General features: G+C 63.4%; 24 protein-coding genes and 1 pseudogene. 6 read left to right on the top strand and 19 right to left on the bottom strand.

The window, feature by feature from the left end:
- Window positions 1-98: 98 nt before the first annotated feature.
- On the top strand, window positions 99-956 hold the full coding sequence (locus tag FJ950_RS00285; RefSeq protein WP_140614594.1) for a DUF1236 domain-containing protein: 858 nt from the start codon (window positions 99-101) through the stop codon (window positions 954-956).
- A 160-nt stretch (window positions 957-1,116) separates the two neighbouring features.
- Here the strand turns inward: FJ950_RS00285 and FJ950_RS00290 are convergent, their stop codons facing one another.
- Window positions 1,117-1,728, bottom strand: coding sequence for an alpha-ketoglutarate-dependent dioxygenase AlkB (locus FJ950_RS00290; protein WP_015316474.1), 612 nt, complete (start codon window positions 1,726-1,728; stop codon window positions 1,117-1,119).
- A gap of 167 nt (window positions 1,729-1,895) precedes the next feature.
- Between FJ950_RS00290 and FJ950_RS00295 the strand changes: the two genes are divergently transcribed.
- Both FJ950_RS00295 and FJ950_RS00300 read left to right on the top strand, forming a co-directional pair.
- Entirely contained in the window at window positions 1,896-2,333 is a 438-nt protein-coding gene (locus FJ950_RS00295; protein WP_015316473.1) for a GFA family protein, read from the top strand.
- A 70-nt stretch (window positions 2,334-2,403) separates the two neighbouring features.
- Window positions 2,404-2,604: a KTSC domain-containing protein gene (locus FJ950_RS00300; RefSeq protein ID WP_015316472.1), complete on the top strand. Its 201-nt coding sequence runs from the start codon at window positions 2,404-2,406 to the stop codon at window positions 2,602-2,604.
- Window positions 2,605-2,615: 11 nt separating this feature from the next.
- On the opposite strand, the gene FJ950_RS00305 is transcribed toward FJ950_RS00300, so the two are convergent.
- The 9 genes from FJ950_RS00305 to cyoA all read right to left on the bottom strand — a co-directional run bounded on the left by FJ950_RS00305 (window position 2,616) and on the right by cyoA (window position 11,665).
- Complete coding sequence (locus tag FJ950_RS00305; RefSeq protein WP_140614595.1) at window positions 2,616-3,878, bottom strand: DUF763 domain-containing protein; 1,263 nt, start codon at window positions 3,876-3,878, stop codon at window positions 2,616-2,618.
- A 78-nt stretch (window positions 3,879-3,956) separates the two neighbouring features.
- On the bottom strand, window positions 3,957-4,565 hold the full coding sequence (locus FJ950_RS00310; protein ID WP_140614596.1) for an isochorismatase family cysteine hydrolase: 609 nt from the start codon (window positions 4,563-4,565) through the stop codon (window positions 3,957-3,959).
- A gap of 229 nt (window positions 4,566-4,794) precedes the next feature.
- A complete protein-coding gene (locus tag FJ950_RS00315) occupies window positions 4,795-5,331 on the bottom strand; it encodes a response regulator transcription factor (protein WP_140614597.1) in 537 nt (178 codons plus the stop codon).
- Complete coding sequence (locus FJ950_RS00320; RefSeq protein WP_140614598.1) at window positions 5,321-6,673, bottom strand: ATP-binding protein; 1,353 nt, start codon at window positions 6,671-6,673, stop codon at window positions 5,321-5,323. Before FJ950_RS00320 ends, FJ950_RS00315 begins: the two co-directional genes overlap by 11 nt.
- On the bottom strand, window positions 6,670-7,476 hold the full coding sequence (locus FJ950_RS00325) for an SURF1 family protein (RefSeq protein WP_140614599.1): 807 nt from the start codon (window positions 7,474-7,476) through the stop codon (window positions 6,670-6,672). The genes FJ950_RS00320 and FJ950_RS00325 overlap by 4 nt, the downstream gene beginning before the upstream one ends.
- On the bottom strand, window positions 7,473-7,850 hold the full coding sequence (cyoD, locus tag FJ950_RS00330) for a cytochrome o ubiquinol oxidase subunit IV (RefSeq protein WP_140614600.1): 378 nt from the start codon (window positions 7,848-7,850) through the stop codon (window positions 7,473-7,475). Before cyoD ends, FJ950_RS00325 begins: the two co-directional genes overlap by 4 nt.
- Window positions 7,847-8,479 carry a cytochrome o ubiquinol oxidase subunit III gene (gene cyoC, locus FJ950_RS00335; protein WP_210241303.1) on the bottom strand — a complete coding sequence of 211 codons (633 nt, stop codon included), beginning with the start codon at window positions 8,477-8,479 and terminating at the stop codon, window positions 7,847-7,849. The genes cyoD and cyoC overlap by 4 nt, the downstream gene beginning before the upstream one ends.
- Window positions 8,476-10,473, bottom strand: a complete 1,998-nt coding sequence (gene cyoB, locus FJ950_RS00340) for a cytochrome o ubiquinol oxidase subunit I (protein ID WP_140614602.1) — start codon at window positions 10,471-10,473, stop codon at window positions 8,476-8,478. Before cyoB ends, cyoC begins: the two co-directional genes overlap by 4 nt.
- Before the next feature lie 10 nt (window positions 10,474-10,483).
- Entirely contained in the window at window positions 10,484-11,665 is a 1,182-nt protein-coding gene (gene cyoA / locus FJ950_RS00345) for a ubiquinol oxidase subunit II (RefSeq protein WP_140614603.1), read from the bottom strand.
- A gap of 205 nt (window positions 11,666-11,870) precedes the next feature.
- Between cyoA and FJ950_RS00350 the strand changes: the two genes are divergently transcribed.
- The gene (locus FJ950_RS00350; protein WP_140614604.1) at window positions 11,871-13,193 is read left to right on the top strand and encodes an MFS transporter; all 1,323 of its coding nucleotides are present in this window, start codon (window positions 11,871-11,873) and stop codon (window positions 13,191-13,193) included.
- Between the two features lie 56 nt (window positions 13,194-13,249).
- Here the strand turns inward: FJ950_RS00350 and FJ950_RS30165 are convergent.
- Together FJ950_RS30165 and FJ950_RS00360 are read right to left on the bottom strand one after the other, a co-directional pair.
- Window positions 13,250-13,336 (bottom strand): annotated as a pseudogene (locus tag FJ950_RS30165) (SDR family NAD(P)-dependent oxidoreductase); the annotation flags it as partial.
- A 221-nt stretch (window positions 13,337-13,557) separates the two neighbouring features.
- Window positions 13,558-15,627 (bottom strand): FAD-dependent oxidoreductase, encoded by a 2,070-nt coding sequence (locus FJ950_RS00360; protein WP_140614605.1) that lies wholly within the window; start codon window positions 15,625-15,627, stop codon window positions 13,558-13,560.
- Between the two features lie 224 nt (window positions 15,628-15,851).
- Between FJ950_RS00360 and argE the strand changes: the two genes are divergently transcribed.
- Entirely contained in the window at window positions 15,852-17,009 is a 1,158-nt protein-coding gene (gene argE / locus FJ950_RS00365) for an acetylornithine deacetylase (protein WP_041163727.1), read from the top strand.
- Between the two features lie 15 nt (window positions 17,010-17,024).
- Here the strand turns inward: argE and FJ950_RS00370 are convergent, their stop codons facing one another.
- Genes FJ950_RS00370 through FJ950_RS00390 form a run of 5 tightly spaced genes read right to left on the bottom strand, consistent with a single transcriptional unit; the run spans window position 17,025 to window position 21,933 of the window.
- Entirely contained in the window at window positions 17,025-17,960 is a 936-nt protein-coding gene (locus tag FJ950_RS00370; protein WP_015316459.1) for a LysR family transcriptional regulator, read from the bottom strand.
- 49 nt (window positions 17,961-18,009) lie between these two features.
- The gene (locus FJ950_RS00375; RefSeq protein WP_140614606.1) at window positions 18,010-19,500 is read right to left on the bottom strand and encodes an aldehyde dehydrogenase; all 1,491 of its coding nucleotides are present in this window, start codon (window positions 19,498-19,500) and stop codon (window positions 18,010-18,012) included.
- Window positions 19,501-19,520: 20 nt separating this feature from the next.
- Window positions 19,521-20,195 carry a DUF1028 domain-containing protein gene (locus tag FJ950_RS00380; RefSeq protein WP_140614607.1) on the bottom strand — a complete coding sequence of 225 codons (675 nt, stop codon included), beginning with the start codon at window positions 20,193-20,195 and terminating at the stop codon, window positions 19,521-19,523.
- A 5-nt stretch (window positions 20,196-20,200) separates the two neighbouring features.
- Window positions 20,201-20,617: a RidA family protein gene (locus FJ950_RS00385; protein ID WP_015316456.1), complete on the bottom strand. Its 417-nt coding sequence runs from the start codon at window positions 20,615-20,617 to the stop codon at window positions 20,201-20,203.
- Between the two features lie 44 nt (window positions 20,618-20,661).
- Window positions 20,662-21,933, bottom strand: coding sequence for an NAD(P)/FAD-dependent oxidoreductase (locus tag FJ950_RS00390; protein WP_140615387.1), 1,272 nt, complete (start codon window positions 21,931-21,933; stop codon window positions 20,662-20,664).
- Between the two features lie 383 nt (window positions 21,934-22,316).
- Between FJ950_RS00390 and FJ950_RS00395 the strand changes: the two genes are divergently transcribed.
- Window positions 22,317-23,915, top strand: a complete 1,599-nt coding sequence (locus FJ950_RS00395; RefSeq protein ID WP_140614608.1) for a GMC family oxidoreductase N-terminal domain-containing protein — start codon at window positions 22,317-22,319, stop codon at window positions 23,913-23,915.
- Window positions 23,916-24,025: 110 nt separating this feature from the next.
- Here FJ950_RS00395 and FJ950_RS00400 read toward each other — a convergent pair whose 3' ends face one another.
- Together FJ950_RS00400 and FJ950_RS00405 are read right to left on the bottom strand one after the other, a co-directional pair.
- Entirely contained in the window at window positions 24,026-24,784 is a 759-nt protein-coding gene (locus tag FJ950_RS00400) for an ABC transporter ATP-binding protein (RefSeq protein ID WP_167331150.1), read from the bottom strand.
- A 122-nt stretch (window positions 24,785-24,906) separates the two neighbouring features.
- On the bottom strand, window positions 24,907-25,710 hold the full coding sequence (locus tag FJ950_RS00405) for an ABC transporter permease (RefSeq protein ID WP_140614610.1): 804 nt from the start codon (window positions 25,708-25,710) through the stop codon (window positions 24,907-24,909).
- Window positions 25,711-25,761 lie beyond the last annotated feature (51 nt).

The following is a 25,761-nucleotide window of genomic DNA, read 5'->3' on the forward strand; positions in this document are numbered from 1 at the left end:
AATCGGGAGTGGTTGCATTAACGCAGCCAGTTCGGAACAATCTTTTTTGGCCGAAGTTTTACCCCTTGAAGGGACGAACTCTCCGAAGGAGATTTCCTATGAAACATGTTCTCATTACCAGCATGCTGGCGGTCGGGCTAGGCTGCGGGACGGCGATGGCTCAGACGCAGCAGCCCGCCGATAGCCAATCAGGAGCGGACACAAATTGCGCTTCCGGCACGACCAACTGCCAGAAGGGCTCGAAGATGAAGGAGCAGGCACAGGGCACCAAGTCCCAGACTGATCAGCAGGTTCAGGACAAGACCAAGGCCAAGACAGAGGAGCAGGCACAGGGCAAGGCCAAGGCCAAGACGGACGAGCAGGCCCAGGGCAAGGCCGGCACCACCACGGACCAGCAGGCCCAGGGCAAGACGAAGATCCAGACGGACCAGCAGGCGCAGGGCAAGGCTGGCACCAAGACCGACCAGCAGGCCCAGGACAAAACCAAGGTCCAGACCGACCAGCAGGCACAGGGTAAGGCCGGCACCACAACGGATCAGCAGGCTCAGGACAAGACAAAGGTCCAGACCGATCAGCAGGCACAGGGCAAGGCCGGCACCACCACGGATCAGCAGGCTCAGGACAAGACAAAGGTCCAGACCGATCAGCAGGCCCAAGGCAAGGCCTCCACGCAGGACAAGACCTCGACCGCTTCCATCAACAATGTGACGGTTGAACAGAAGACCCAGATCACTCATGTGATCAGGGAAACCAAGGTCGAGCCGGTCACGAACGTCGACTTCGACGTCTCCGTCGGCATCGAAGTTCCGCGGCACAAGGTCAGGCTGCATCGCTTGCCGGCTCGCATCGTCAAGATCGTTCCGGCCTACGAGGCGTACGAGTATTTCGTTCTCGCCGACGGCCGGATCGTCATCGTCGATCCGGATACATACAAAATCGTGCTGGTGCTGACCTAGGGCAATTCCAGGGAAAAGTGCGTAGCGGTTTTCCGTTCGGAATTGCGTAAAAACAAAGAGTTAGAGCACAGGATCGTTCAACCCGCCCCGCTGCACGCGGGTCGGGTTGAGCACTATGGCGAGATGATGCGGAACTTCCCGTGCAAACCTCTGCGCATGCTCAGGGATTGCGAGGCCGCAATGTCCTCAAGGTAATCGAGTAGCGGTGCTCGGCAAGCGGCGGGATGCTGTGCTCCCATTGCGACCGCGACGGCCCCGTCATGAGATAGGCCGATCTCGGCTCGACAGTGATGGTCCGACGCTCCCATTTAGACCCATTCTTGCGCCGAAGGCGAAAATCGCAGGGCGCCAGCAGCGAAACGCCCGCGACATCCTCGAAATGCGGCTTGTCGCGGTGCCAGCCGATACCGGCGCCGGGCCGGTACTCGTTGATCAAGACCTGCGCGAAGGTTTCGGCCGGCCGGCGCGCAAAAGCCGCGACCTTTTCGCGCAAGGGCAGCAGAAAATCAGGTATCGGCGGTGCCTCGACCACCTCGCGCCGGTCATAATCGTAGCGAAGGCCAAAACCGACGACACGCCGGTTTGCCAGATGGCCATGGAAGTCGAAAGCCTTGAAGGGCAGTGCCTCTAGATGATGGACGAGTTCGATTTCGTCCTGTGGCGTGATCAGTCCGGTCTGGTAGGCGAAACCCTCCGGCAGATCATCCTGAGCGGCACCGAAGAGATCGTGCTGGGCCACACGGCCGGCTGTTTTCGGTTTGAGCGGCGACATTTTGCCTAGATGGTGAAGGCCGGACCACAAGGCAATATGGGAACCGCGCTTGCCTGCCGCTGGATACGTCCAAAACCGGCGCAACGGAACCGCGAGAGGAGCGTGAAAGTTTAGCAACGGCGGTTCCGTCGGGGGCCGCCGGACACGTTCTAGTCTTGGAGTGCCGGATGCCGCGCGTTGAAACCGGGGCCTGCTTTTGCGGGGCGATCGCCGCCACCATGGACGGTGAGCCTTTCTGGATATGCTACGATCACGATGACGATTGCCGACGGGCCATCGGCAGTCCACTCACCGTCTGGGTCGGGTATCGGCCGAGCCAATTCAATCTTTTGAGGGGGGCGCCAAAGGCCTTTTCCAAGACGCCGGGTGTTATCCGCACTTTCTGTCCCGACTGCGGGAGTTCGATAGGCTATAGCGACGAAGGGCTGCCGGACGAGCTTTATCTGACGATCGGATTCTTCGACAAACCCGAAGGGCTGCGGCCACAGGCCCATGCCTATTGGGACCTCAGGCTGCCTTGGGTCGACTTTGCCGACAAGCTGCCGCGCATCGATCGATATTCGAGGAAACGCGATGCGAAGTTCGGCAACCCAAGCGACAGGTAGCAATGTCGGATGGCGGCACGGAACCGCACCGCGCCTGGCGGGTTATTTGGCTGAGCCGTCAGGTGCCAGCATGCCGTCGACCGTCATTCGAAACACGCAATACGATCCCGCGACCAGGATCCTCTCGGTCTGGTTCGTGCCGCACGGCAACCGCTATGACTATGAGGACGTCGCCCCGGCTACCTATGCGGCGTTCATGCGCGCTCCTTCGAAAGGCCGCTTCTTCAATAAATTCATCAAGGACCACCACAGGTACCGTCGCGTGGCGTGATGCCCGGCCCGTCACGCCTTCCTGTTCTCGTCGGCGCTCAACTCATCCGGCGCCGGTTCCCAACCAAAGACACTGCGGCCGCCAAGCAGATGCGACTGGTCGAATTCGCCGGCGACAATTTCCTTGAGGCTGGGACCCGTGAGGTATCGCTCGACCTGCCGCGACTGATGGTCGAGCCGCCTCAGGGCGCCGATTTCCTCTTCGCGACCGAGCCTGGCCTTTTGCACGGCGGACTTCAGCACGCCGATCGTCTCGTCATAGACCTTGAGCGGTACAGGGAACGGATGCCTGTCCTTGCCGCCATGCGCCAGCGAAAAACGACCCGGGTCCGAAAATCGGCAAGGCGCGCCATGCACCACTTCGGCAACGAGAGCGAGTGCCCTCACCGTGCGGGCGCCTACGCCCGGAACCAGGAGAAGTTCGGCAAAATCGGCTGGACCTCGCTCGGCGGCGGCGGCCATGTTGCCATGAAGGCGATGCATCACGACGTCGCTTTCGCGGACGTCGTGATGAGCCGGCATGATCAAATGCGGCAGCAGGGGCTGCACCGGAGCCGGTGCCGTACCGGGCTCCAGCGCGGCGAACTCCCGAAGGATGCGGTCCGGCCCAAGATCCTGGAGGAGATCAAGCTGTCCCTGGCGCGAGGCTTCGGCGCGGCGGTCGGTCAGGTTGACGATCTCGCCCTGGTTGGCGCCTTCGATGGCAGCATGCGGCTGGTCGACAAAGCTATTCAAACCTTCGGACAGCCAATGGTAGCGGCGCGCCACCTTGCTGTCGCCGTTCATGCCTTGCTGCACCACCACCCAGTCGCCGTCGTCGGTGACGATGAAGCCATGCAGATAGAGGTCGAACCCGTCCTGAACGGCGGCGCTGTCCACCTTGGCGACAAGCCGGCTGGCGGTCGCAAGGCGGGCTCCGTCGAAGCCGATGCGCTCACCAATGGCGGCAAGCTCGTGGGGGGTTTTGCGCGAATGCGCGCCACGGCCGCCGCAGACGTGGATGCCGAGTTCGCCCGACAGCGGCGTGAGGCCGCGTTTCAAGGCGCCGACGACGCTGGTGGTGATGCCGGACGAATGCCAATCCATGCCCATGACGGCGCCGAAGGACTGGAACCAGAACGGATGCGCCAGACGCCGCAGCAATTCGTTGCGGCCATAGTGATGGATGATCGCCTCGCACATGACGGCACCGAGACGCGTCATGCGGTCGCCCAGCCATTTCGGCACGCGTCCACCGTGAAGGGGAAGATCAGCACTGCCCGATCGTTGCGCCACGTTTGCCTGCTCCAATGTCCGCGATTGGGACAGATAAGCACTACAGACCCCGCAGGGAAGGCTGACGCTACACTGGCGTCAAGTCCAGTTCGAGAGAACCGTTTCCATCTCGACTGTCTCGACCTGCTGCGCGAAGCGCTGGTGATAGACGGTAAGCAGCGCGTCATGCGTTGCGTCGGAAGAGCTGCACAATGCGTCGGTGACGAGCACCACGCGATAGCCGAAATCGATGGCGCCGAGCACGGTGGCTAGGACGCATACATCGGTTTCGCCTCCCGTGACGACCAGCGTGTCGATCTCGCGTTCCATCAGAAAGGTCCTGAGGCGCCCTTCGAACCAGGGGGAATAGATGTGCTTGTCGATGACTGCCGCCGGCGGACAGTAAGCGGCCAGCGCCGGCAACAATTCGATCATCTCCGGCCCGATATTGTCGATCGCCATCGAGGCCCAGCGCTCATAATAGCGTTTCCATGTACCAGCGCCTTGCCCCGGCCTTTGCGCAGGCAGGAAGCGCGTGAAGACCGTCTGTTCCGCACGCCTTTCGACCAGCCTCTCAATTTGAGGCAGGACACGGGTTATCCAGGGCGTCGCCCAAGGTGACGGTTCGGCAAACAGCTTCTGCATATCCACACAGACATGCATGCACCGGTCGCCCAATGGGCCATAAGCCAAGCCTGGCATCGACATCAACGCATCTCCGACCGGCGGTGCGTTCTCATGACTTCCGGCACTGCCATCCGGATACGCAACGCCGCATGCGGGAACTCGTTCCTGAGCCGCCGACAGGGACCGACGCGGATGGCCGGCGTCTCCGCCGCGGTGAACGGAGGCGCTCGCATAAAGCTGTCGGAGCTGTGGGGCGGTCCTCTTTTAAGGCTGTGCCGAGAGCGGCACCGCGGCTCGCCGGACCTTCCCGCTATCTCACCACACGCTTCTCGAGCTTGCGGGCCAGGGTGCGCCGATGCAGGCCAAGCCGGCGCGCCGTTTCGGAGATGTTGAAGCCGGTTTCGACCAGCGTTTCGTGGATGCGCTCCCACTCCAGGTTCTTGATCGAGGTGGGCCGGCTGGAAAGCGGTACGGAAATGTCGCCCTCGGCACGGCCGAAGGCGGCTTCGATATCATCGGTGTTGGCGGGTTTGGCCAAGTAGTGGCTGGCGCCGAGCTTGATCGCCTCGACCGCCGTGGCGATGCTGGCAAACCCTGTCAGCACGACGATCCTGATCGACGCATCGCGGGCGCTGAGCAGCTTGACGCACTCCAGCCCGGAACCGCCGGCCCCAAGCTTGAGATCGACGACGGCATAAGCCGGAACGGCTTTTTCGAGGGCGCCGAGCAAGGCTTCCCTGTCATGGCAGACCATGACGTCGTAGTCGCGCTTTTCGAAGGAGCGCTTCAGCGTCTTGGCGAAGGTCGCGTCGTCCTCGACGATAAAGAGGGATCGATCAGGCCTCATGATCATCTCCGTCGGTCAGCGCCGCGAGCGGCAGCGAAAGCGTAACACAGGCGCCCTGCTCCATGTTGCGCGCGGAAAAATCGCCTCCCAGTTTCCGGACCACATTCATGACAAGGAAAAGACCAAGACCGCCCCCTGGCCGTCCCTTGCTCGACATATAGGGCTGGCCAAGCGCTGCCAGAATAGTCTCGTCGAAACCCGGCCCGCGATCGCGCACGGCGATCACCAGCTTGTCGCCCTGCCGCTCGGCAGTGACGCCGACCCAAGCCTGCGACGCTTCCTGGGCGTTGTCGAACACGTTGAAGATGACCTGCTTCAGCGCCGTGTCGGACACGATCTGCTCGTCCGGGTCGAAATCGTTCGTGTATTCCAGCTTGAATGGCTGGCGACTGATGCGCCATTCCTCGACCAGATCGTCGAGGAAACCGCGAATGGTGGTGCGTATCGTTCCCTCGCCTCTGGCCTGGCCGGAAGACATCAGAATGCCGGACACGATGCGCTTGCAGCGCTCGATCTGCGCACGCATTTCGGCCATGTCGGCCGCCAGTTCGCGGTTGCGTGCAAGGGTGCGCATCTGGCGCCAGTCGGACAGGATGACGGATATCGTGGCAAGCGGCGTACCCAGTTCGTGCGCGGCGCCGGAGGCCAGCAGGCCCATGCGCACGATGTGGTCCTCCTCGGCCGAGCGCTGGCGCAGGTCGGCGAGATAGGCATCACGTTCGCGCAGGTTGCGGTCGATGCGCGTCATGAAGATCACGATCAGGCCGGCGGCCAGCACGAAGCAGATGAACATGCCCCTGATATGCAGGGACAGGAGATCGCTGCCGCCATGATGCGGGATGGCGATCGGCTGGAAAAGGAAGATGAGGAAGACGAAGCAGGCCGACGCGGCTGCAACCAGGATCCAGGTAAACCTTGGGGTCAGCAGTGCCGCGCCGAGCGTGATCTGCAGAAGGTAGAGCGATACGAACGGATTGGACGCGCCGCCGCTCAGGTAAAGCTGCGTCGTCAGTGCCGCCATGTCGAAGATGAGCGCGACGAAGAGCTGGGTGTTGGTGATCGGCCTGATACCGCGCAGGACCAGCAAGCTGAAGATGTTGAGGCCAACCAGGAAAAGCACAACGCCGGCCATCTTCCCCAGCGGCAGCGGGATCTCGAACCAGTATTGCGTCGCCAGAATGGTGAGCACCTGACCCGCCACCGCCAGCCAACGCAGTTGGATGAGCAGGAACAAGTTCTTCCTGTTCGTTGCTTCGGGATTTGGTACCGCGCCATTGTTGGCGGCAAGGGACGCCGTCACCAGCGATTTGTCGCGGCGGAGCGCTTGCGTGGGAACGCTCATCTTGCTGGTCCTTGCCGCTGGGGGCGGCCGGTCATCGGCTTGGCCAGGGCGAGGGCAAGCATCGCAGCGAGCGTGAACCAGGTCAAAGCATAGATGAGGTGGCTGTTGCGGAAAGTCACGACGGTCAGCCCGCCGTGTGGCCAGCCGTCGATGCCGGATGCCTCAGCATCAACAAAATAGGGTGCGACATCCGTCAGGCCGCGCGCGGTTGCGATGGCAGCGACATCCCGCGAATACCAGCGATTGCCCGTGGTGTCATTCTTGCGCAGGAAGCCACCGCCTGGCTCGCTCATGCGCAACAGTCCATCGATGATGACCGGCGCGGTTGAGCCGCCGCTCTCTTGTCCGAACTCGGCCTTGCGCTCCGGGGGAATGAAGCCGCGATTGACCAGCACGACGAAGCCACTGTCGGTCCGCATCGGCGTCAGCACCCAATAGCCGCCGCCAAGCTCCGTCACCGCCTGGACCAGCGTGTTGGCGCCGCCCAGGAAGCGTCCGGCCAATCGCACATGGCTGTATTCGTAGCGGGCCGCGGTGATGCCGTTCCAGCTCTCCGGGCCAGGCGCTTCGAAAACCGGGGCATGAATGCGTTGGTCGACACGGGCGATCAGGTCGAGCTTCCAGGCCCGCCTCTCCAGCTGCCATATGCCGAGCCCGACAAACACCAGCACGCCGAGGAGCCCGAGCAGCACAAGGACAAGGCGCGATGCGGACGACCGGCCGGCGCCCTCTTGCGACGCGGGCCGCGGACCGATGCCCGTCGCCTCGGTGTTGGTTCTCCCAGAGCCCGCAACCGGGCTCATGGCATCTCGCGCATGTCGTGCAGCCCCGGCATCATGTTGGCGTTGAGATGATACATCACCCAGAGCGAGCCGGTCAGTACGATCACGACCAGGATCAGCGTGAAGATCAGCGCCAGCATCGACCATCCGCCTTCCGAGGTGGTGTTCATATGCAGGAAGAAGACCATGTGGACGACGATCTGCGCGACCGCGAAGGCCATGATGACGATGGCCATCGCCTGCTTGTCGTCGATGGCGCCGCTCATGACCAGCCAGAACGGGATGGCGGTCAGGATCACCGACAGGATGAAGCCGGTCAGATAGCTCCGGAACGATCCGTGTGCTGCTCCTCCATGGGCATGACCGTGACCCTCGGCATGATCATGAGCGCTCATCGCAACATTCCCATCAGATAGACGAAGGTGAAGACGCCGATCCAGACGACGTCAAGGAAATGCCAGAACATCGAGAGGCACATCAGCCGGCGGCGGTTCGCCTCGACGAGGCCAAATCGTGCGACCTGGGTCATCAGCGTCACCAGCCAGACGATGCCGAAGGTGACATGCAGGCCGTGCGTACCGACCAGGGTGAAGAAAGACGACAGGAAGGCGCTGCGCTGCGGTGTCGCGCCTTCATGGATCATGTGCGAGAATTCGTAGAGCTCGATCGACAGGAACGCCAGGCCGAACAGGCCGGTGACGGCGAGCCAGGCTTGCGTCGCCCCCACGCGACCCTTGTCCATGGTCAGCATGGCGAAGCCATAGGTGATCGAGGAGAAGAGCAGCATGGCGGTGTTGACCGCCACCAGATCGAGGTCGAACAGGTCCTTGGGTGCCGGCCCGGCCGCGTAGTTGCCGCCAAGCACGCCATAGGCGGCGAACAGCATCGCGAAGATCAGGCAGTCGCTCATGAGATAGAGCCAGAAGCCGAGCATGGTGGAGCCGCCTTCGGCGTGCGCATGCTCCTCTTCCAGATGAAACACCGGTTCGGTGCCGGCCATGATTGCTGTCGATGCCATGCTCAAACCCCAGCCCCGAGGAGCGTCGTCCTCGCCTCTTCCGTCCGAGTGACTTCGGCTGCCGGAATGTGGAAGTCGCGGTGATAGTTGAAGGTGTGGCCGATCGCGGTGGCGATGAGGCAAACGAAGCTCAGCGCCGCCAGCCACCAGATGTACCAGATCAGGGCGAAGCCGAGCGCGACGCTGAAGGCGGCCAGGATGACACCGCTGCCGGTATTGCTGGGCATGTGGATCGGCTTGAAGCCGGCGAGCGGCCTGGTGTAGCCGGCCTGCTTCATGTCAAACCAGGCATCGTTGTCGCGAATGACAGGTGTGAAGGCGAAATTGTAGGCAGGCGGCGGCGAGGAGGTCGACCATTCGAGCGTGCGGCCGTCCCATGGATCGCCGGTCGGATCGGCAAGCGCCTCGCGCCTGCGGATGGAGACGAAGATCTGGATCAGGAAGGCGGCGATGCCGCAGGCGATCAGCACCGCGCCGAAGGCGGCGATGACGAACCATATCTGCAGGGAGGGATCATCGAACACGCGCATGCGGCGTGTCACGCCCATCAGGCCGAGCACGTAGAGCGGCATGAAGGCGAACCAGAAGCCGACCACCCAGCACCAGAACGAGACCTTGCCCCAGAATGGGTCGAGCTTGAACCCGAAGGCCTTGGGCCACCAGTAGGCAATGCCGGCGAACAGCCCGAACAGCACGCCGCCGATGATGACGTTATGGAAGTGCGCGATCAGGAACAGGCTGTTGTGCAGCACGAAATCCGCCGGCGGCACGGCAAGCAGCACGCCGGTCATGCCGCCGACGGTGAAGGTGAGCATGAAAGCCACCGTCCACATCATCGGCAATTCGAAGCGGATGCGGCCCCGGTACATTGTGAACAGCCAGTTGAAGATCTTCGCTCCCGTCGGGATCGAGATGATCATCGTCGTAATGCCGAAGAAGGAATTGACGCTGGCGCCGGAGCCCATGGTGAAGAAGTGGTGCAGCCAGACGAGATAGGACAGGATGGTGATGACCACTGTGGCGTAGACCATCGAGGTGTAGCCGAACAGGCGCTTGCCGGAGAAGGTCGAGGTGACCTCGGAGAAGACGCCGAACAGCGGCAGGATGAGGATGTAGACTTCCGGGTGACCCCATATCCAGATGAGGTTGACATACATCATCGGATTGCCGCCGAAGTCATTGGTGAAGAAGTTGGTGCCGACATAGCGGTCGAGCGCCAGCAGCGAGAGCACCGCCGTCAGCACCGGGAAGGAGGCGACGATCAGCACGTTGGTGCAGAGCGACGTCCAGGTGAAGACGGGCATGCGCATCATCGTCATGCCGGGCGCCCGCATCTTGATGATGGTGCAGATCAGGTTGATGCCCGACAGCGTCGTGCCGACACCCGCCACCTGCAGCGCCCAGATATAATAGTCGACGCCGACGTCGGGACTGTAGCCCATGCCGGAAAGCGGCGGATAGGCGAGCCAGCCGGTGCGGGCGAATTCGCCGACGAACAGCGAGGCCATGACGAGGATGGCGCCGCCGACCGTCATCCAGAAGGAGAAATTGTTGAGGAACGGAAAGGAGACGTCGCGGGCGCCGATCTGCAGCGGCACGACGAAATTCATCAACCCGGTTACGAAGGGCATCGCCACGAAGAAGATCATGATGACGCCATGGGCGGTGAAGATCTGGTCGTAGTGATGTGAGTTCAGGTAGCCCTCGGAGCCATTGAAGGCGATGGCCTGCTGGAGGCGCATCATGATGGCGTCCGAGAAGCCGCGCAGCAGCATGACCAGCCCCAGCACCATGTACATGATGCCAATCTTCTTGTGGTCGACGCTGGTGAACCATTCACGCCACAGGTAGCCCCACAGCTTGAAATAGGTGATGACGCCGAGAAGCGCGATGCCGCCGAGTGCCACCGCGGCGAAGGTGGCGACAACGATCGGCTCATGCAGCGGCAGCGAGTCCCAGTTGAGGCGGCCGAAAATGAATTTGGTCAGTGTATCGGGCATCGCAAGTCTCTCACAGTTCGCGCCGCAGCAGGCCGAGGGCCGGGGTATCGGCCTCCGCGCTGCGGCTGTCTGTCCCTGGCCGGAGCAGTCCCGCCCCGCGCAGCGGGGACAGGTTCTTCGCCGGCCAATAGGTCGGCCGGGCATCGCGCGACGCGCGCGAGACGGCAGCGGCCTCCTCCGCCGTGCAGATGCTGGCGACATAGGAGGGATCGTTTCCGAACACCGCGCCGCGCCGCGCGAGCTTGTCATATTGCAGCGGCAAGGTGTTGCGCACACCCGCAAGGCCGAGACCGCCCTTGGCGTCGATCGACATCATCTCGTCCATGCACATCTTGCCGCGCTCGACGCACAGATTGAGGATGGCGCCATAGAGATCGGGATCGACGGAGGCGTAGTGGCGGACGGGTTCGTTCTCGCTCGGCTTTTCGAGTTCGAGATAACTGTCGCGGTTGAGAGCCGCGGATGCGGTCCTGGCCTGTGCCACCCACTGGCTGAAGACATCATCGGATAGGCCGTGGAAGGCAAAGCGCATGCCCGAAAAGCCGGCGCCGCTATAATTGGCGGAGAAACCGCTATAGGTGCCTGGCCGGTTAATGACGGCGTGCAGCTTCGTCTCCATGCCCGGCATGGCATAGATCTGCCCGGCGAGGGCTGGAATGTAGAAGGAATTCATCACCGCCGAGGAGGTGATGCGGAAGTCGATCGGCTGGTTGACCGGCGCCGCCAGCTCGTTGACGGCAGCGATGCCGTAATCGGGATAGATGAACAGCCATTTCCAGTCGAGCGCCACTACCTCGACCCTGAGCGGCTTGTGCAACTGGGTGACGGGCTGGCCGGGTTCGATCCTGTCGATCCGGCGGTACGGGTCGAGCAAATGCGTGCCGAGCCAGGTCAGCGCGCCAAGGCATATAATGATGAGAAGCGGTGCTGCCCAGATCACCAGTTCGAGTTTCGTCGAATGATCCCAATCCGGCGCATAGGTCGCCGAGGCATTGGAGTGCCGGTAGCGCCAGGCGAAAAAGACAGTCAGCGCCATGACCGGAACGATGATGATCAGCATCAGCAAGGTCGAGACCACCAGCAGGTCGCGCTGCTGGGCCGCGACATCGCCTGCCGGCGCGAGCACGACCATATCGCAGCCGCTCAACAGCCCGGTCAGGGGAAACAGAAGCAAGGCCCCAAATCGTTTCATCAGATGCTGCCCTCGATGGACCGCCACACGCGGAGGGATGTTGCGGTGCGGTATCAACAAAGGGCTACTGCCGGCGGCGGCGCGCTGACATTGGACAATTTGTCCAATGCCCAGCCGGGGTGGGTCTGGCACAGTGTGCCGCGCACAATGGAATCCCTGTGATTGGGTCCCAGATATTTCATTCCACGCGGTGGCGACGGACAAGATGGCTCAGACTTCGACTGCCGAACCAAACAGCGGGCTCATCGGCTCGGACCACGGCCAGGTCAGCGCGGGCGATATCGCGGTCGGCGTGATCGTGGGCAGGACGTCGGAATTCTTCGACTTCTTCGTCTATGCGATCGCGTCCGTCATCGTTTTCCCGAAGCTGGTGCTTCCGACGCACGATCCGCTCGTCGGAACGCTCTACTCCTTCGCCATCTTCGCACTGGCCTTCATCGCCCGTCCGTTCGGCTCCGTTCTGTTCATGGCCGTCGATCGCGCCTATGGCCGGGGGGCGAAATTGACGATCGCGCTGTTCCTGCTCGGCACCTCGACCGTCGCCATCGCGTTCCTTCCGGCCTATGGCGATATCGGTGCGCTTGCGATCTGGCTTCTGGCGCTGGCCCGCATCGGGCAAGGCGTGGCGCTCGGCGGAACCTGGGACGGACTTCCCTCGCTGCTGGCGCTGAACGCGCCTCAGAACCGGCGTGGCTTCTACGCCATGATCCCGCAACTCGGCGCGCCGATCGGCCTCATCGTGGCGAGTTCCCTCTTCGCTTTCTTCGTCGCCAACCTGTCGGCCGACGACTTCCTTGCCTGGGGCTGGCGCTATCCTTTCTTCGTCGCCTTCGCCATCAATGTCGTGGCCCTGTTTGCCAGGCTGCGCATTGTGGTGACGCCCGAATTTTCAAGATTGTACGAGAGCGGCGACCTGCAGCCGACGCGCATCAGGGATACGGTCAGGGCCGAAGGCCGCAATGTCGTCATCGGCGCCTTCGCGCCGCTGGCGAGTTTCGCCCTGTTCCACATGGTGACGGTGTTTCCGCTCTCCTGGGTGTTCCTGTTCACCAATGAGGGGCCGGCGCGCTTCCTGACGATCGAGGCGGTGAGCGCGCTGTTCGGCATCGCGGCCATCGTCGCGTCGGGGCCACTGGCCGATCGTGTCGGACGCCGTGCGCTGCTCGGCGGTTCGGCGATCGCCATCGCGACGTTCAGCGGCTTTGCCCCGCAGCTCCTGGATGGCGGCACCGTCGGGGAGGCCCTGTTCATGGTGTTGGGCTTCATCCTGCTGGGGCTGAGTTTCGGGCAATCGTCGGGCGTCGTCGCATCGAGCTTTTCGCGACACTATCGGTATACCGGCTCGGCGATAACATCGGATCTCGCATGGATGTTCGGCGCCGGCTTCGCGCCGCTCGCAGCCCTGCTTTTGGCCGGCAATTTCGGCCTCATCGCGGCGGGCGCCTACCTGCTCTCGGGCGCGGCCTGCACCTTGCTTGCCTTGTGGATCGACGGGCGGCGTTCGGTCGCGGATCGTCCGACCGACTGAACTCTATAAATGGCGGGAAGGGTCAGCGAGCGTCGCCGGAGCCGCTGCCCTCCCGGTCAGCGGAACATCGAGTCGCCATCCACGTCGAGCGCGGCGCCGTAGACGAAGCTCGCGGCGTCGGAGCAGAGGAACAGGATCGCTGCGCGGCAAGGTAAGGCTCGCCGAATACACCGGCGCCGTCACGCTCCTCCATGTCGAGCTGGACAGTGGTCAGACCTGCCTCGTCATCCACAATCAAGGACCGGCCACAATCAAGGACCGGCGCCCGAAACCGGCGCCGAGGTCGGCCTGCGGGCCGAACCCGGGCATCTGCACTTCTTCGACCAGGAAGGGCGGGCGATCTGATCTGCCGCGCTCCGGCGTTCTATTCCGCCGTCAGTGCGGCGACTTCCCGCCGAAACGGCAATGCGTCGCCGATGTCAGGTTCGTCCAGCTCCCGGGCGAAGCGGTGGCCGGCATAGGTTGCCCAGGCGATCGGTCCCGGTGCTTCGGCGTCGCCAATGACCTTGACCGAACGGATGCCGTTGTCGGCCCACTCGTTTTCCCGCGCCTTGAGCTCGCGCCAAACGGCGTCGTCCTGATTGCGTGACGTGACCAGGACGACGGCATCGGCCGCCAGATCCTGTTTCGCGCCGGTGTAGACGCAGGCCGTCACGACGCCACCTGAAGCGACACTCGTGACGGTCCTGTTGAGGACGATATCGACGCCGAGTTCAGCCAGGCGGCGGTGAATGGCCCCTTGCTCCAGCGTGTTGCGGGTCCAGTCCGAGACATAGGCCGATGGCGTCACCAGGGTCACCTTCGTTCCCCGAAGCGCCATCAGCTCGGCGAGAACGCCGCCCATGTAATAGTGGTCGTCGTCGAACAGCACGACCTTGCCGGCCGGAACCTTGCCGGCCATCAGATCGTCGGGCGAGTAGACCGGCATCGCGGCGTCGATCGGCATCGGCACGACATGGGCACGCGCGACGCCGTCGCGGCGCCAGGTCGATCCGGTGGCGATGGCGACGTTCTGGAAGCCGAACGAGAGGATGTCACCGGCCGACAGCCGGCTTTCGAAATAGATGTCGACATCGGGCATCTGGCTGAGCTGATACTGCCGATAGTCGCGCACCCTGCCCCAGGCCGACAGGCCTGGAAGTCTGCTTTCGCGCGCCACGCGCCCGCCAAGCTCGGTGCCCGCTTCCGCGATGGCCACTTTATAGCCGCGCAGGCCGAGCGCACGCGCGGCCTCCAGTCCGGCAGGCCCGGCGCCGACGATCAGCACGCTGTCGCTGTCGCCTTTCGCCTGCATGCGCTCAGGATGCCAGCCTTTGCGCCATTCCTCCATGAAGGTCGGGTTCTGCGTGCAGCGCGAGATCGACATGGTCATGTCGCCGGTGATGCAGATGTTGCAACCGATGCATTCGCGGATGTCCTCGATGCGGCCTTCCTCGACTTTCCTCGGCAGGAAGGGATCGGCGATCGACGGGCGCGCGCAGCCGATGAAGTCGAGCGTGCCCGACCTGATCATCCTGACCATCACGTCGGGCGAAGTGAAGCGGCCGACGCCGACGACCGGCTTCGAGGTCAGCTTCTTGATGCCCGATACCAGGCTTTCCTGCGCCGCCTCGTCCTTGAAGCGTGACGGACCCGAGCAATCCTCCCAGGCGCCGTGCGCGAGATCCCAAAGATCGGGCAGTTCGGCATGCATCTCGATCATGTCGCGGACCTCCGAATTGGCGAAGCCGTGTTCACCGATCATCTCGTCCAGCGACAGCCTGAGCGTCAGGCCGCACGTGTCGCCGATCGCGTCGCGCCCTTCCCCGATCAGCTCGCGCATCAGCCGCGAACGGTTTTCCAGCGAGCCGCCATATTCGTCGCCGCGCTGGTTGGTGGCCGTCGACAGGAAATGCTGGATGATGCCGAAGCCATGCGCGCCATAGAGGCACACCAGGTCGAAACCCGCCTGCTTGGCGCGTTTGAAGGCATTGCGGTGCCAGCGGCGCAGGTCGCGTATATCCTCTCTGTCCATGGCGCGCGCCTGCACCGGATCATTGGTGAAGGTGCGGATCGGCAGGGCCGACGGTCCGCGCGGCACCTCCTTGGTGTAGAGGTTGGGGCCGTTGATGCCGGAATAGGCGAGCTGGATGCCGGCCAGCGCCCCGTGCTCGTGCATGGCCTCGGCCATCTTGGCCAAAGCCGGAATGTCGGCGTCATCCCATAGCCGCAGTTCAATGAAGGGCGTGATCTCGGAGGTATGGTGCATCTCCGTCTGCTCGGTGAAGATCACGCCCCAGCCGCCTTCCGACTTGATGCGGCGCATCTCTGCCGCCGCCGATGGATCGCGATAGCCACCGCCATTGCAGTGCGGAACCTGATAGAAGCGGTTCTTGGCCGTCACCGGACCTATCTTCATCGGCTCGAACAGGATGTCGTAGCGTGGGTCGCGCATGTAGCTTCCTCCCTGCCGGCTCGACACCGCCGGTGCTGCCGAGACTACTCATAAGTTGGAGCCGGCGCGGGAAAACTACGGATTTCTTCTGTGCCGATTAGGACGCGCCTAATCGCGCGCGCCGGCGCGAATTAGTCTGTGTTGAACCGGGGCTGAGCGAAATGCGACTTCAGAGCATCGGCGGCATGATGCTAGACAGCCAGAACCCGACCGAGAGACAGAAAATGGACAGCATCAGGATTCTCGAACGGCTGATCGCATTCCCCACGGTGAGCCGCGACTCGAACCTCGACCTGATCGGCTATGCGGCCGACTTGCTCGAAGCGAGCGGCGTTGCCTGCCAGATCGTCCACGGCGCGGACAGGCACAAGGCCAATCTCTTTGCCACCATTGGCCCGGCAGGCAGACCCGGTGTCATGCTGTCCGGCCACACGGACGTCGTTCCCGTGGACGGCCAGAACTGGACGCTGCCCCCATTCGAAATGACCGAGCGCGACGGCAAGCTCTATGGGCGCGGCGCGGCGGATATGAAGGGTTTTGTGGCCTCTGCGCTCGCGATCTGCATCAAGGCCTCCAGGATCGCGCTTCGGACGCCGTTGCATCTGGCGCTCTCCTGTGACGAGGAAGTCGGCTGCCTAGGCGTGCGCGACCTGATCGAAATGCTGCGTGCGGCGCCGCAACGCCCGCTGCTGTGCATCGTCGGGGAGCCGACCAACATGCAGGTGGCGACCGGGCACAAGGGCAAGCTTGCCGCTCGCGCCGTCTGCAGGGGACGCGAAGGCCATTCGGCGCTCGCCCCGCTGGCGCTCAATGCGATCCACCTCGGGTGCGATTTCGTGCGCGCCTTGCGTGACGAACAGGAACGGCTGGCCCGCGACGGCGCCCGCGACGGCGACTACGACATTCCCTACACGACGGTTCATGTCGGCAAGATCAATGCCGGTGTCGCGCTCAACATCGTGCCCAACCTCTGCCACGTCGATTTCGAGATCCGCAACATTGCCGCCGACGACGCCGCCAGCATTCTCGACAGGCTGCGCGCCGCCGCGGTGCGCATTGCCGAGGACGCCGCTTCGATCGCGGCAGAGGCAGCGATCGACATCGAGATCACCAACACCTATCCGGGCCTCGACACGCCGGCCGCATCGGAGGCGGTGGCTTTCGTCAAGTCGCTGACCGGTGCCAACGACACGATGAAAGTCGCGTTCGGCACGGAGGGCGGATTGTTCAGCCGCGATCTTGGCACGCCTGCAGTCGTCTGCGGGCCGGGCTCCATGGCGCAGGGACACAAGCCCGACGAATTTGTCAGCGTCGAACAGCTGCGTCGTTGCGACGCGATGCTGGACAGATTGCTGGAACGGCTCACGGACGGCTGGCCGTGAGCCGCATGGCAGGCCTCACTTCACGATGCGCTCGGTACCGAAGACGCCCTGCTCGACGACGAAGCGGCGACAGTGGTCGATGAAGGCCTGCACCGTCAGCGTGCGATGCTCGGCGTTCGGCAGGGCAATCCCTATGGTCAGCGGCCTGAGGTCGCCCAACAAAGGCACAAAGACCAGCAATTTGCCGTCCGGCGACATGGTGTTGAGCGGCCGCATATTGGCGATGCCGTAGCCGAAGCCGTTGGCGACCATCGAGCGCATCACGGCGATGTCGCCGGTACGCTCGACGATCTTGGGCCGCAGGCCCCTAGGCTGGAAAGCCGACAGGAAATATTCTCTGCTGTAGGGCAGGTCAAGCAGCACCATCGGCTCATCGACCAGTTCCTCGGGCGTGATACCTGCCTTCGCCGCCAGGCGATGCGCGGCCGGCAGCATGACATAGGCCGGCAACTGCATCAGCGGCTCGAAAGTCATGTCTTGCGACAGCTCCAGATCGTAGGTCAGCGCGGCGTCTATTTCGCCACGTTGGAGCATCTCGAACAATTGCCCCTGGTTGCGCTCGAATTGCCTGACCCGCACATCGGGATAGGCGTCCTCGAATTTCTTGCGCAGTGCCGGCAGCACGATCTGGGCGAAAGTGAGCAGGCAGCCGATCGCCAGCGGTCCGCGCACCTTTTCGGCGATATCCCCGGCAATGTCGTGCAGCGCATCCGCGTCGTTAAGCAGACGCGCTGCTTCCTTGAGGAACAGGCGCCCGCCCGCCGTCAGCGCCAGCGCGTGCGAATGCTTGCGCACGAAAAGCTGCACGCCGAACTCGGCTTCGAGCTGAGCGATCGACGCCGAGATCGATGGCGGCGAGACATTCACCTGCTCGGCCGCCTTGGCGATCGAACCCGCTTCGCCAACGGCGACGAAATATTCGAGTTGTCTCAGCGTGAAGCGAAGCGGCATGGTGGCTATGTTGCCGGTTTGCAGCCGGCGATCAAGTCGCGGCCGCTTCTCAATATTTTATCCAGGTAGTCTTCAGCGCGGTGTACTTGTCGAGCGCGTGCAGCGACAGGTCGCGCCCGAAGCCGGACTGCTTGAAACCGCCGAAGGGAGTCATCGGGCTCAGCGCATCGACGGTGTTCACGGAAACCGTGCCGACGCGCAGCCCTTCCGCGAGACGATGCGCCCGCGACAGGCTGTCGGTCCACAGCGACGCGGCCAGGCCGTAGACGCTGTCGTTGGCGATGCGAAGCGCCTCGTCTTCGGTGTCGAAGGCGATCACCGACAGGACCGGACCGAATATCTCGTCGCGCGCAAGCGGGTCGTCGGGCGAGACGTCGTCGAAGATCGTGGGCTGCACAAAACTGCCGCGCCCGCCGACGGTAACCCGGTCGCCGCCGGTCACCAGCCGTGCCGACTTCTTGCCGCCATCGACGAAACGCATGACGGCCGCGGCGTGGCGCGCGTCCACCATCGCACCCATCCTGGATGCAGGGTCGAGCGGATCGCCGGGCTGGGTCGCCGTCGCGCGCTGCGCCAGTTTCTCGACGAGCGTATCCTTGATGCCGCGCTCCACCAGAAGCCGGGAGTTGGCCGAGCATACCTGTCCCTGGTTGAAGAAGATGCTGAAGGCGGCCATGTCGGCTGCCGCGTCCAGATCACCGCAATCGGCGAACACCAGATTGGGGCTCTTGCCACCGGTCTCCAGCCAGACCTGCTTCATGTTCGACTGGCCGGAATATTGCAGGAACATCTTGCCGACAGCGGTCGATCCGGTGAAGGCAAGGCAATCGACGTCCATATGACGGCCAAGAGCCTGGCCGGCCGTCTCGCCGAGGCCGGGCACCACATTGAGCACGCCGGCGGGCAGCCCTGCCTCCACGGCAAGCTCGGCCAGCCTGAGCGCCGAGAAAGGCGACTGCTCGGCGGGTTTGAGCACCACCGAATTGCCCGCAGCCAGCGCGGGCGCGCATTTCCAGGTCGCCATGTCGAGCGGAAAGTTCCACGGCACGACGGCGCCCACGACCCCGAGCGGCTCGCGCCGTACCAAAGCAAGGTCGCCTCGGGCCGTCGGCGCCACCTCGTCATAGACCTTGTCTATCGCTTCGCCATACCACTGGAAGATCGCCGCCGACCCCGGCACGTCGACGGTCGCTGCGTCCTTGACCAGCTTGCCCATATCAAGAGATTCCAGCAGCGCGAGCTCCTGCAGGTTCTCGCGCAGCAATTCCGCCAGCCGCAGCAGCACCCGTTTGCGATGCTGAGGGGTCGCTCTCGACCAGACGCCGGCCTCAAAACTGCGACGTGCCGCGGCGACGGCAAGGTCGATGTCCTCTTCGCCGCAGGAAGCCACCTCAGCGAGCGTTGCTCCGGTGGCCGGATTGATGCTGGTAAATGTTCTGCCGGAACGCGCGGGCATTGCCTTGCCGTCGATGAACGCCCTGTCGCGAAAACGGATAGCCGAGGCTTTGCTGATCCAATCCTTATGACTGAGTTCGCTCATGCTGGCTCCAGATTGTCGAACTACTCATCACCGGGAACGCCGTAACTTGGCGCACCGGACGGGTTGAGGGCGCGCGTGACATAAGCATCGAGCTGGGGCTTATAGATGTCCCACAGCATTGCCAGCTGCTCGACCGGACACCCTTCGGTCCAGTCGCAACGCAGGTCGGCGACCGGCCATGACACATCGCGTACCAGTTTCATACCGGCGGAGCGGACAGGCCCCGCCTCGCCGCCGGCCTCGAGCGCGGCTCGCATGGTGGCAATCAGCCGGTCTCCGAGATCGCCCTCGGAGGCGAGAAAGGCGTCCACCATGGCTTTCGGAACCCTATCGCTGGCAAGCAGGTTGCCGCCGCAGGCGACGTCCTCGCCGCGTGCCTCGCTCCAGATGCCAAGCGCTTTCGGTCCCGAATGGATCGCGCTGCCGCCGGCCTTGTCGACCGCCAGGACCTGCCGGTATTCGCTGAAAGCAGCCGTGCGCTTCAGGATCGCGACGGCTTCGGCGGCGGAGGCGCCTCGCGCCATCAGCTCCAGCGCCCGTGGCCCGAGCGTCGGGTCCGTGACATTCTGACTGGCAACGGCGCCGACGCCGGCCTGTGCATAGGCGCAGCGGGCCGCGACCGCGGGGGATGACGAGGACACCGCCACTCCGAACATGCCGGTGCGCCGGCACCGTGCGACGATGGAGAAGGTCATGGCGCTCAGTCCGGAATTACGGCCGTGCCGTCGATCTCGACCAGCCATTCCGGCCTTGCCAGGGCCGACACCACAAGGCCGGTCGAAACCGGATAGACGCCCTTGATGTATTCGCCCATCGTCCGGTAGACGGCTTCGCGATGGCGGACATCGGTGATGTAGACCACCACCTTCACCAGATGCTCCATGGTGCCGCCGCATTCCTCGATGAGCTGCTTGATGTTCTGCATCACCTTGTGGGTCTGCTCGACCGGATCGTGGCTGGCGATATTCTTGGCGGTGTCGAGATCCTGCGGGCACTGCCCGCGCAGATAGATCGTCCGGCCACCCCGTGTGACGACCGCCTGGCACAGATCGTTGTCGAGCTTCTGCTCGGGATAAGTGTCCTTCGTATTGAAGGTGCGAATTCGGGTATGCTTCATCTTGATCTCCATCAGGTCGGGCTCGCGGCCGTCGCCAGCTTTGGTCAGGCGTCCACGGTCTCGCGCTTAGCGGCGTGATAAGCGAGATATTTGCGCTGCGTCGAAATACGGTCGGCCACGTGCTTGGCATCGTGCCATACGCCCCAGATGAAGCTCGATCCCCTGCGCGACTGCCAGGGGAGGCCCAGGAAATAGATCCCTGGCTCGGTCGAGACGCCGCGCTGGTGCCTCGGCCGGCCCTGCTCGTCAAAGGCATCGACCTTCAGCCAGCTGTAATCGACGGCAAAGCCCGTCGCCCAGATGATCGAACTTATCCCGGCTTCGGTCAGATCGAGCTCGAGGATTGGATTGGTCACGCAGTCCGGGTCAGGGCCGATCCGGCGGGCCGCGGGTTCTTCGGGAAGGTCGAGACCGTTGCGCGCGACATAGGCGTCGGCCTCGTCCAGCAATGCCATCAGATTGGCATCACCGCGGGCAATGTTTTTGGCAAGATCGGGCGCGAAGGTCATGGCACCGTCCTGGTAGGCCCTCGTCATGCCGACGAGCGTAAGCCCCTGCGCCGCCAGACGGCGAAAATCGATCGTTTCTCCGCCCCGCGCACCGCTCACCGCGATCGTGACATGCTCCGTGCCGGGTCCCGGAGTTTCGAGGTCCCATTTGCCGAGAACGCCCAGCCACCAGCAGAAGTCGCGGCCGCGATAGGCGCGCGGCGGGCGGTCGTGCGCGCCGACCGAGAGATAGACGCGTTTGCCAGCACGCTGGAGTTCGTCCGCAATCTGGACGCCCGAGGATCCCGCGCCGACCACCAGCACCGCCCCTTTCGGCAACTGCGCCGGGTTGCGGTAGGCGCTGGAGTGGATTTGCAGGATGGCGGCATCGGCAGGAACGACCGACGGGATGACCGGGACCTGGAAAGGCCCGGTCGCCGCGACAACGCTGTTGGCCTCGATCACGCCATCGGACGTCTCGACACGGAATCCGGGCCGCCCGATGTTTCTTTGCACAAGCCTGACCTCGACGCCGCAGCGGACCGGCGCATTGATCTGCTTTGCGTAGGCGACAAAATAGTCGGCGACCTCTTCCTTGGAGGGAAAGCCATCGGGACCTGTCATAGGAAATTCCATGCCCGGGAAGCGATCGTGCCAGGCCGGGCCATTGGCAACCAGGGAGTCCCACCGCTGCGAGCGCCAGCGCTCGGCGATGCGGCCGCGTTCGAGAACGAGATGCGGCACCCCGCATTTGCTCAGGTGCTCGCTCATGGCCACCCCAGCCTGGCCGCCGCCAACGACAAGCGTGTCTATCGTCTCAACCGACATGCCCAGTCCTTTTCTGACCATCCGACAGCTCCCGCCGCACGCGATGAAACCGATTTCCGGCGGCCGGCAAACGCAGCCCCGGGAGATCCATTTCGCCGTGTTCCGGACAGGCCGTGCGCCATCCGGTCGCCTCCCCATTGGCGGTCACAAGTAGCAGCACGTGCCGGTGGGCGCCCATAACGAATCTCCGAAGTCACGCGTAACCATTTCCGAATTTCTCGTGCCGATGGACGCATCTACAGTTTCAGCGGCCGGATCCGCAGCGCCGCATGAGCTGGCCGCGAAGCTGGGCACGTGTCGGCACGGAATTGTTGCGGAACAGAACGCAGCCTCGCAGCGGTCCGTTCGGCAATGCCACGAGCCGGCATTCTCGAGGGGCTGGCATGAAGACTGAGAGCTATGATTACATTGTCGTCGGCGCCGGTTCGGCCGGATGCGTGGTGGCCAATCGGCTGAGCGCCGATCCGTCGGTCAGGGTGTGCCTGGTAGAGGCAGGCGGCAGCGACAACAGCCTGCGGGTAAGGATTCCGGCGGGCATTCTGTCGCTCTATGGCAACCCGAACTACGACTATTGTTTCGTCGGCGTGCCGCAGCCCCATCTCAACAACCGCAGCATTCCGGTCAACCGGGGCAAGGCGCTGGGCGGATCGAGTTCGATCAACTCGATGGTCTATATTCGCGGCGCCGCGCAGGACTATGACGAGTGGGCCGGGCTCGGCTGCATCGGCTGGGCTTACAACGACGTGCTTCCGGTGTTCAAGAAGCTGGAGCGCAACCTGATCGCCCAGGACCCGCGCTATCACGGCACGGACGGCGAGCTCATGGTCGACAATCCGCGCGATCCGAACGTGCTTTCCAGCATGTTCGTCAAGGCCGGGAAAAATGCCGGCTTGCCCGCCAACGACGACTTCAACGCCGAGAGCCAGTTCGGCCTCGGCATCTACAACGTCACCCAGAACCGGGGCCAGCGCTTCAGCAGCTTTACCGCCTTCATGCGTCCGGTGCTCCATCGCGGAAACCTGACGCTGCTCAGTGCATGCGAGGTGGTCGACCTTGTCATCGCCGAAGGGCGCGCCACTGGCCTGCGGGTGCGCCACGACGGCGAGCAAAAAATACTCGCGGCCAGCCGCGAGATCGTGCTCTGTGCCGGGGCCATCAACTCGCCCAAGATCCTGATGGCATCCGGCATCGGCCCCGCGGACGAGCTGCGGCAGATCGGCATCACGCCGATTCTCGATCTGCCTGGTGTCGGCAAGAACCTGCAGGACCATGTCGACGGCATGATCACCGTGCGCTCCAGGAGCACCAGGACGCTCGGCCTGTCGTTTGCCAACCTGCCCCGCATTGCGGCAGCGCCTTTCCAGTATTTCGCGCGCCGCAAGGGAATCCTCACCACCAACTATGTCGAAGCCGGTGGCTTTGCCAAAACCAGGCACGCGAACGGCCTGCCCGATGTTCAGTTCCACTTCGTGCCGGGCTATCGCAGCCATCGCGGCAGGCTCATCGAATATGGCCACGGCTACGCCATTCACACCTGCGTTCTCAGGCCGAAAAGCGTTGGCGAGATCAGATTGTCACGGGACAGTTCTCGCCGTGACGTTCTCATCGACCACCGCTTCTTCGCCAACGAGGACGACGCCATGGTGCTTGTCGAAGGCATCAAGATCGCGCGCAGGATCCTGGCCGCATCCGAGTTCGATGCGGTGCGTGGCAAGGAAATGCTTCCGGGCAAGGATGTCAGCAGCGACGACGAGATCCTGGCCTATCTGCGCGCCGAAGCTCTGACCGTCTACCACCCCGTCGGGACCTGCAAGATGGGGACGGACGCTATGGCGGTCGCTGATCCGGCGACGCTGAAAGTGCGAGGTATGGACGGGCTCCGGGTCGCCGATGCGTCAGTCATGCCGAAGCTGATCGGCGGCAACACAAACGCGCCAAGCATGATGATCGGACAGAAGTGCTCGGAGATGATCCTGGGCTAGGCGTATCGCGGCGAAAGGTAAGGACCCGCTCCGCCTTTCAACATCGTAGGCAGTTCAGCGTTGGCAACGCCGACCTGCCGACGACCCTTTGTGTTTCCTCGAGATTGCTCTCAATGATCCTCATCGATCTCGTCGTGTAAGAGGCCGAGGATGCGGCGCTTGAGGGCGATGAACTCGGGTTCGAGGATCACATCCATCGAACGCGGCCTTGGGATGTCGACCTTGATCTCGGCCTTGATCTTGCCGGGCCGGGCCGTCATCACCAGGACGCGATCGCCCAGGACCAGCGCCTCGTCTATATCGTGAGTAACGAACAGCACCGTCTTTTGCTGCCGCTCCCAGACGCGCAAAAGCAGTTTCTGCATGGTGCCGCGCGTCTGGCTGTCGAGGGCGCCGAACGGCTCATCCATCAACAGAACGGCCGGATCGTTGGCAAGGGCGCGCGCGATCGCCACGCGCTGCTTCATGCCGCCGGAAAGCTGGGCGGGGTAGTGGTCGGCAAACGGCGCGAGGCCGACTTCGTCGAGATACTGGTCGACGATCTGCTTGCGCCGCCCCGCCGGCAGGCCCTTGCGCTTGGGTCCATACTCGATGTTGGCGCGCACGGTGAGCCAGGGAAACAAGGTGTAGCTCTGGAACACCATGCCTCTGTCTGGACCCGGTTCGATCACTTCCCTGCCATCGACCTTGATGCTGCCTGAAGTCGCGTCGTTGAGGCCGGCCGCAAGGTAGAGCAGGCTCGATTTGCCGCATCCCGAAGGGCCGACGATGACGCAGAATTCGTTCTTGGCCACCTTCAGCGACACATCGTCCAGCGCCAGCACGCCGTTGGCGTCGCCGTAACGCAATGTCACGTCCTCAACGGCCATCGTCGTGCCGGTCGAGCGCGGATCGCCGGTCGTCGCGGCCGTGCCGGCCAGATCGTTCGCCTTTATGGTCTCGCTCATTGCTACCCTTGATCCGACTGCGGTTTGCGAGCTTGCGTTCAAGATCAGGATGCCCATGGCGCGACCCTGGCCCGGATGATGCGGAACGCCGTGTCGGTGATAAGGCCCAGAAGCCCGATCGCGGCGATTGCCATGAAGATCACATCGACCTGGAAGCCTCGCATCGCCTTCAGGCTGATATAGCCGAGGCCGCTCGACGCGGCGACGAGTTCGGCCACGACCAGATAGGTCCAGGCCCAGCCCATGGTGACGCGAAGCGTGTCGAGGATAGCTGGAAGCGCGGCCGGGAAAATGACGTGCCACACCGCTTCGCTCCGCTTGGTGCCCAAAGTGTAGGAGGCGTTGACCAGGTCCCTGGAGACGCTGCGCGCACAGTCCGAAATCATCACGAGCTGCTGGAAGAAGGTGCCGAAGAAGATGACCGCTATGCGCTGTTCGATACCGATGCCGATCCAAAGGATGAACAGGGGCACGAAGGAGGTCACAGGGAGGTAGCGGATGAAGTTGACCAAGGGCTCCAGCGGCGCCTGCACCACCCGATAGGTCCCCATCCACAGCCCCAGCGGCACCGAGATCAGCGAGGAGACGATGAAGCCCAGGATCACCACCTTGGCGCTGGTGAAAGTGTGGTAAAAAAGGCTGCCGTCCTGGGACATGCGATAGGTCGTCTGCAGCACGGTTCCGGGCGTCGGCAGGAACATGTTCGGCACGACGCGGCCATAGGACAGCAGCGCCCAGCCGCCGATCACGGCCACCCACATCGCCAGCGCGAGTGTCGTTGCCGTGCTGGCGGGAATGTTGGCGAATGGGGTCGTCAGGCGTGTCCACGCCGTCCGCCTCTGTGCCATGGCATGGCCTCCGTTGATTTTCTGAAGCGAGAAGGCTCCGGCCCGTCGGGA

The organism is Mesorhizobium sp. B2-3-14 (genome assembly GCF_006442175.1).
Taxonomy (GTDB): Bacteria; Pseudomonadota; Alphaproteobacteria; order Rhizobiales; family Rhizobiaceae; genus Mesorhizobium; species Mesorhizobium australicum.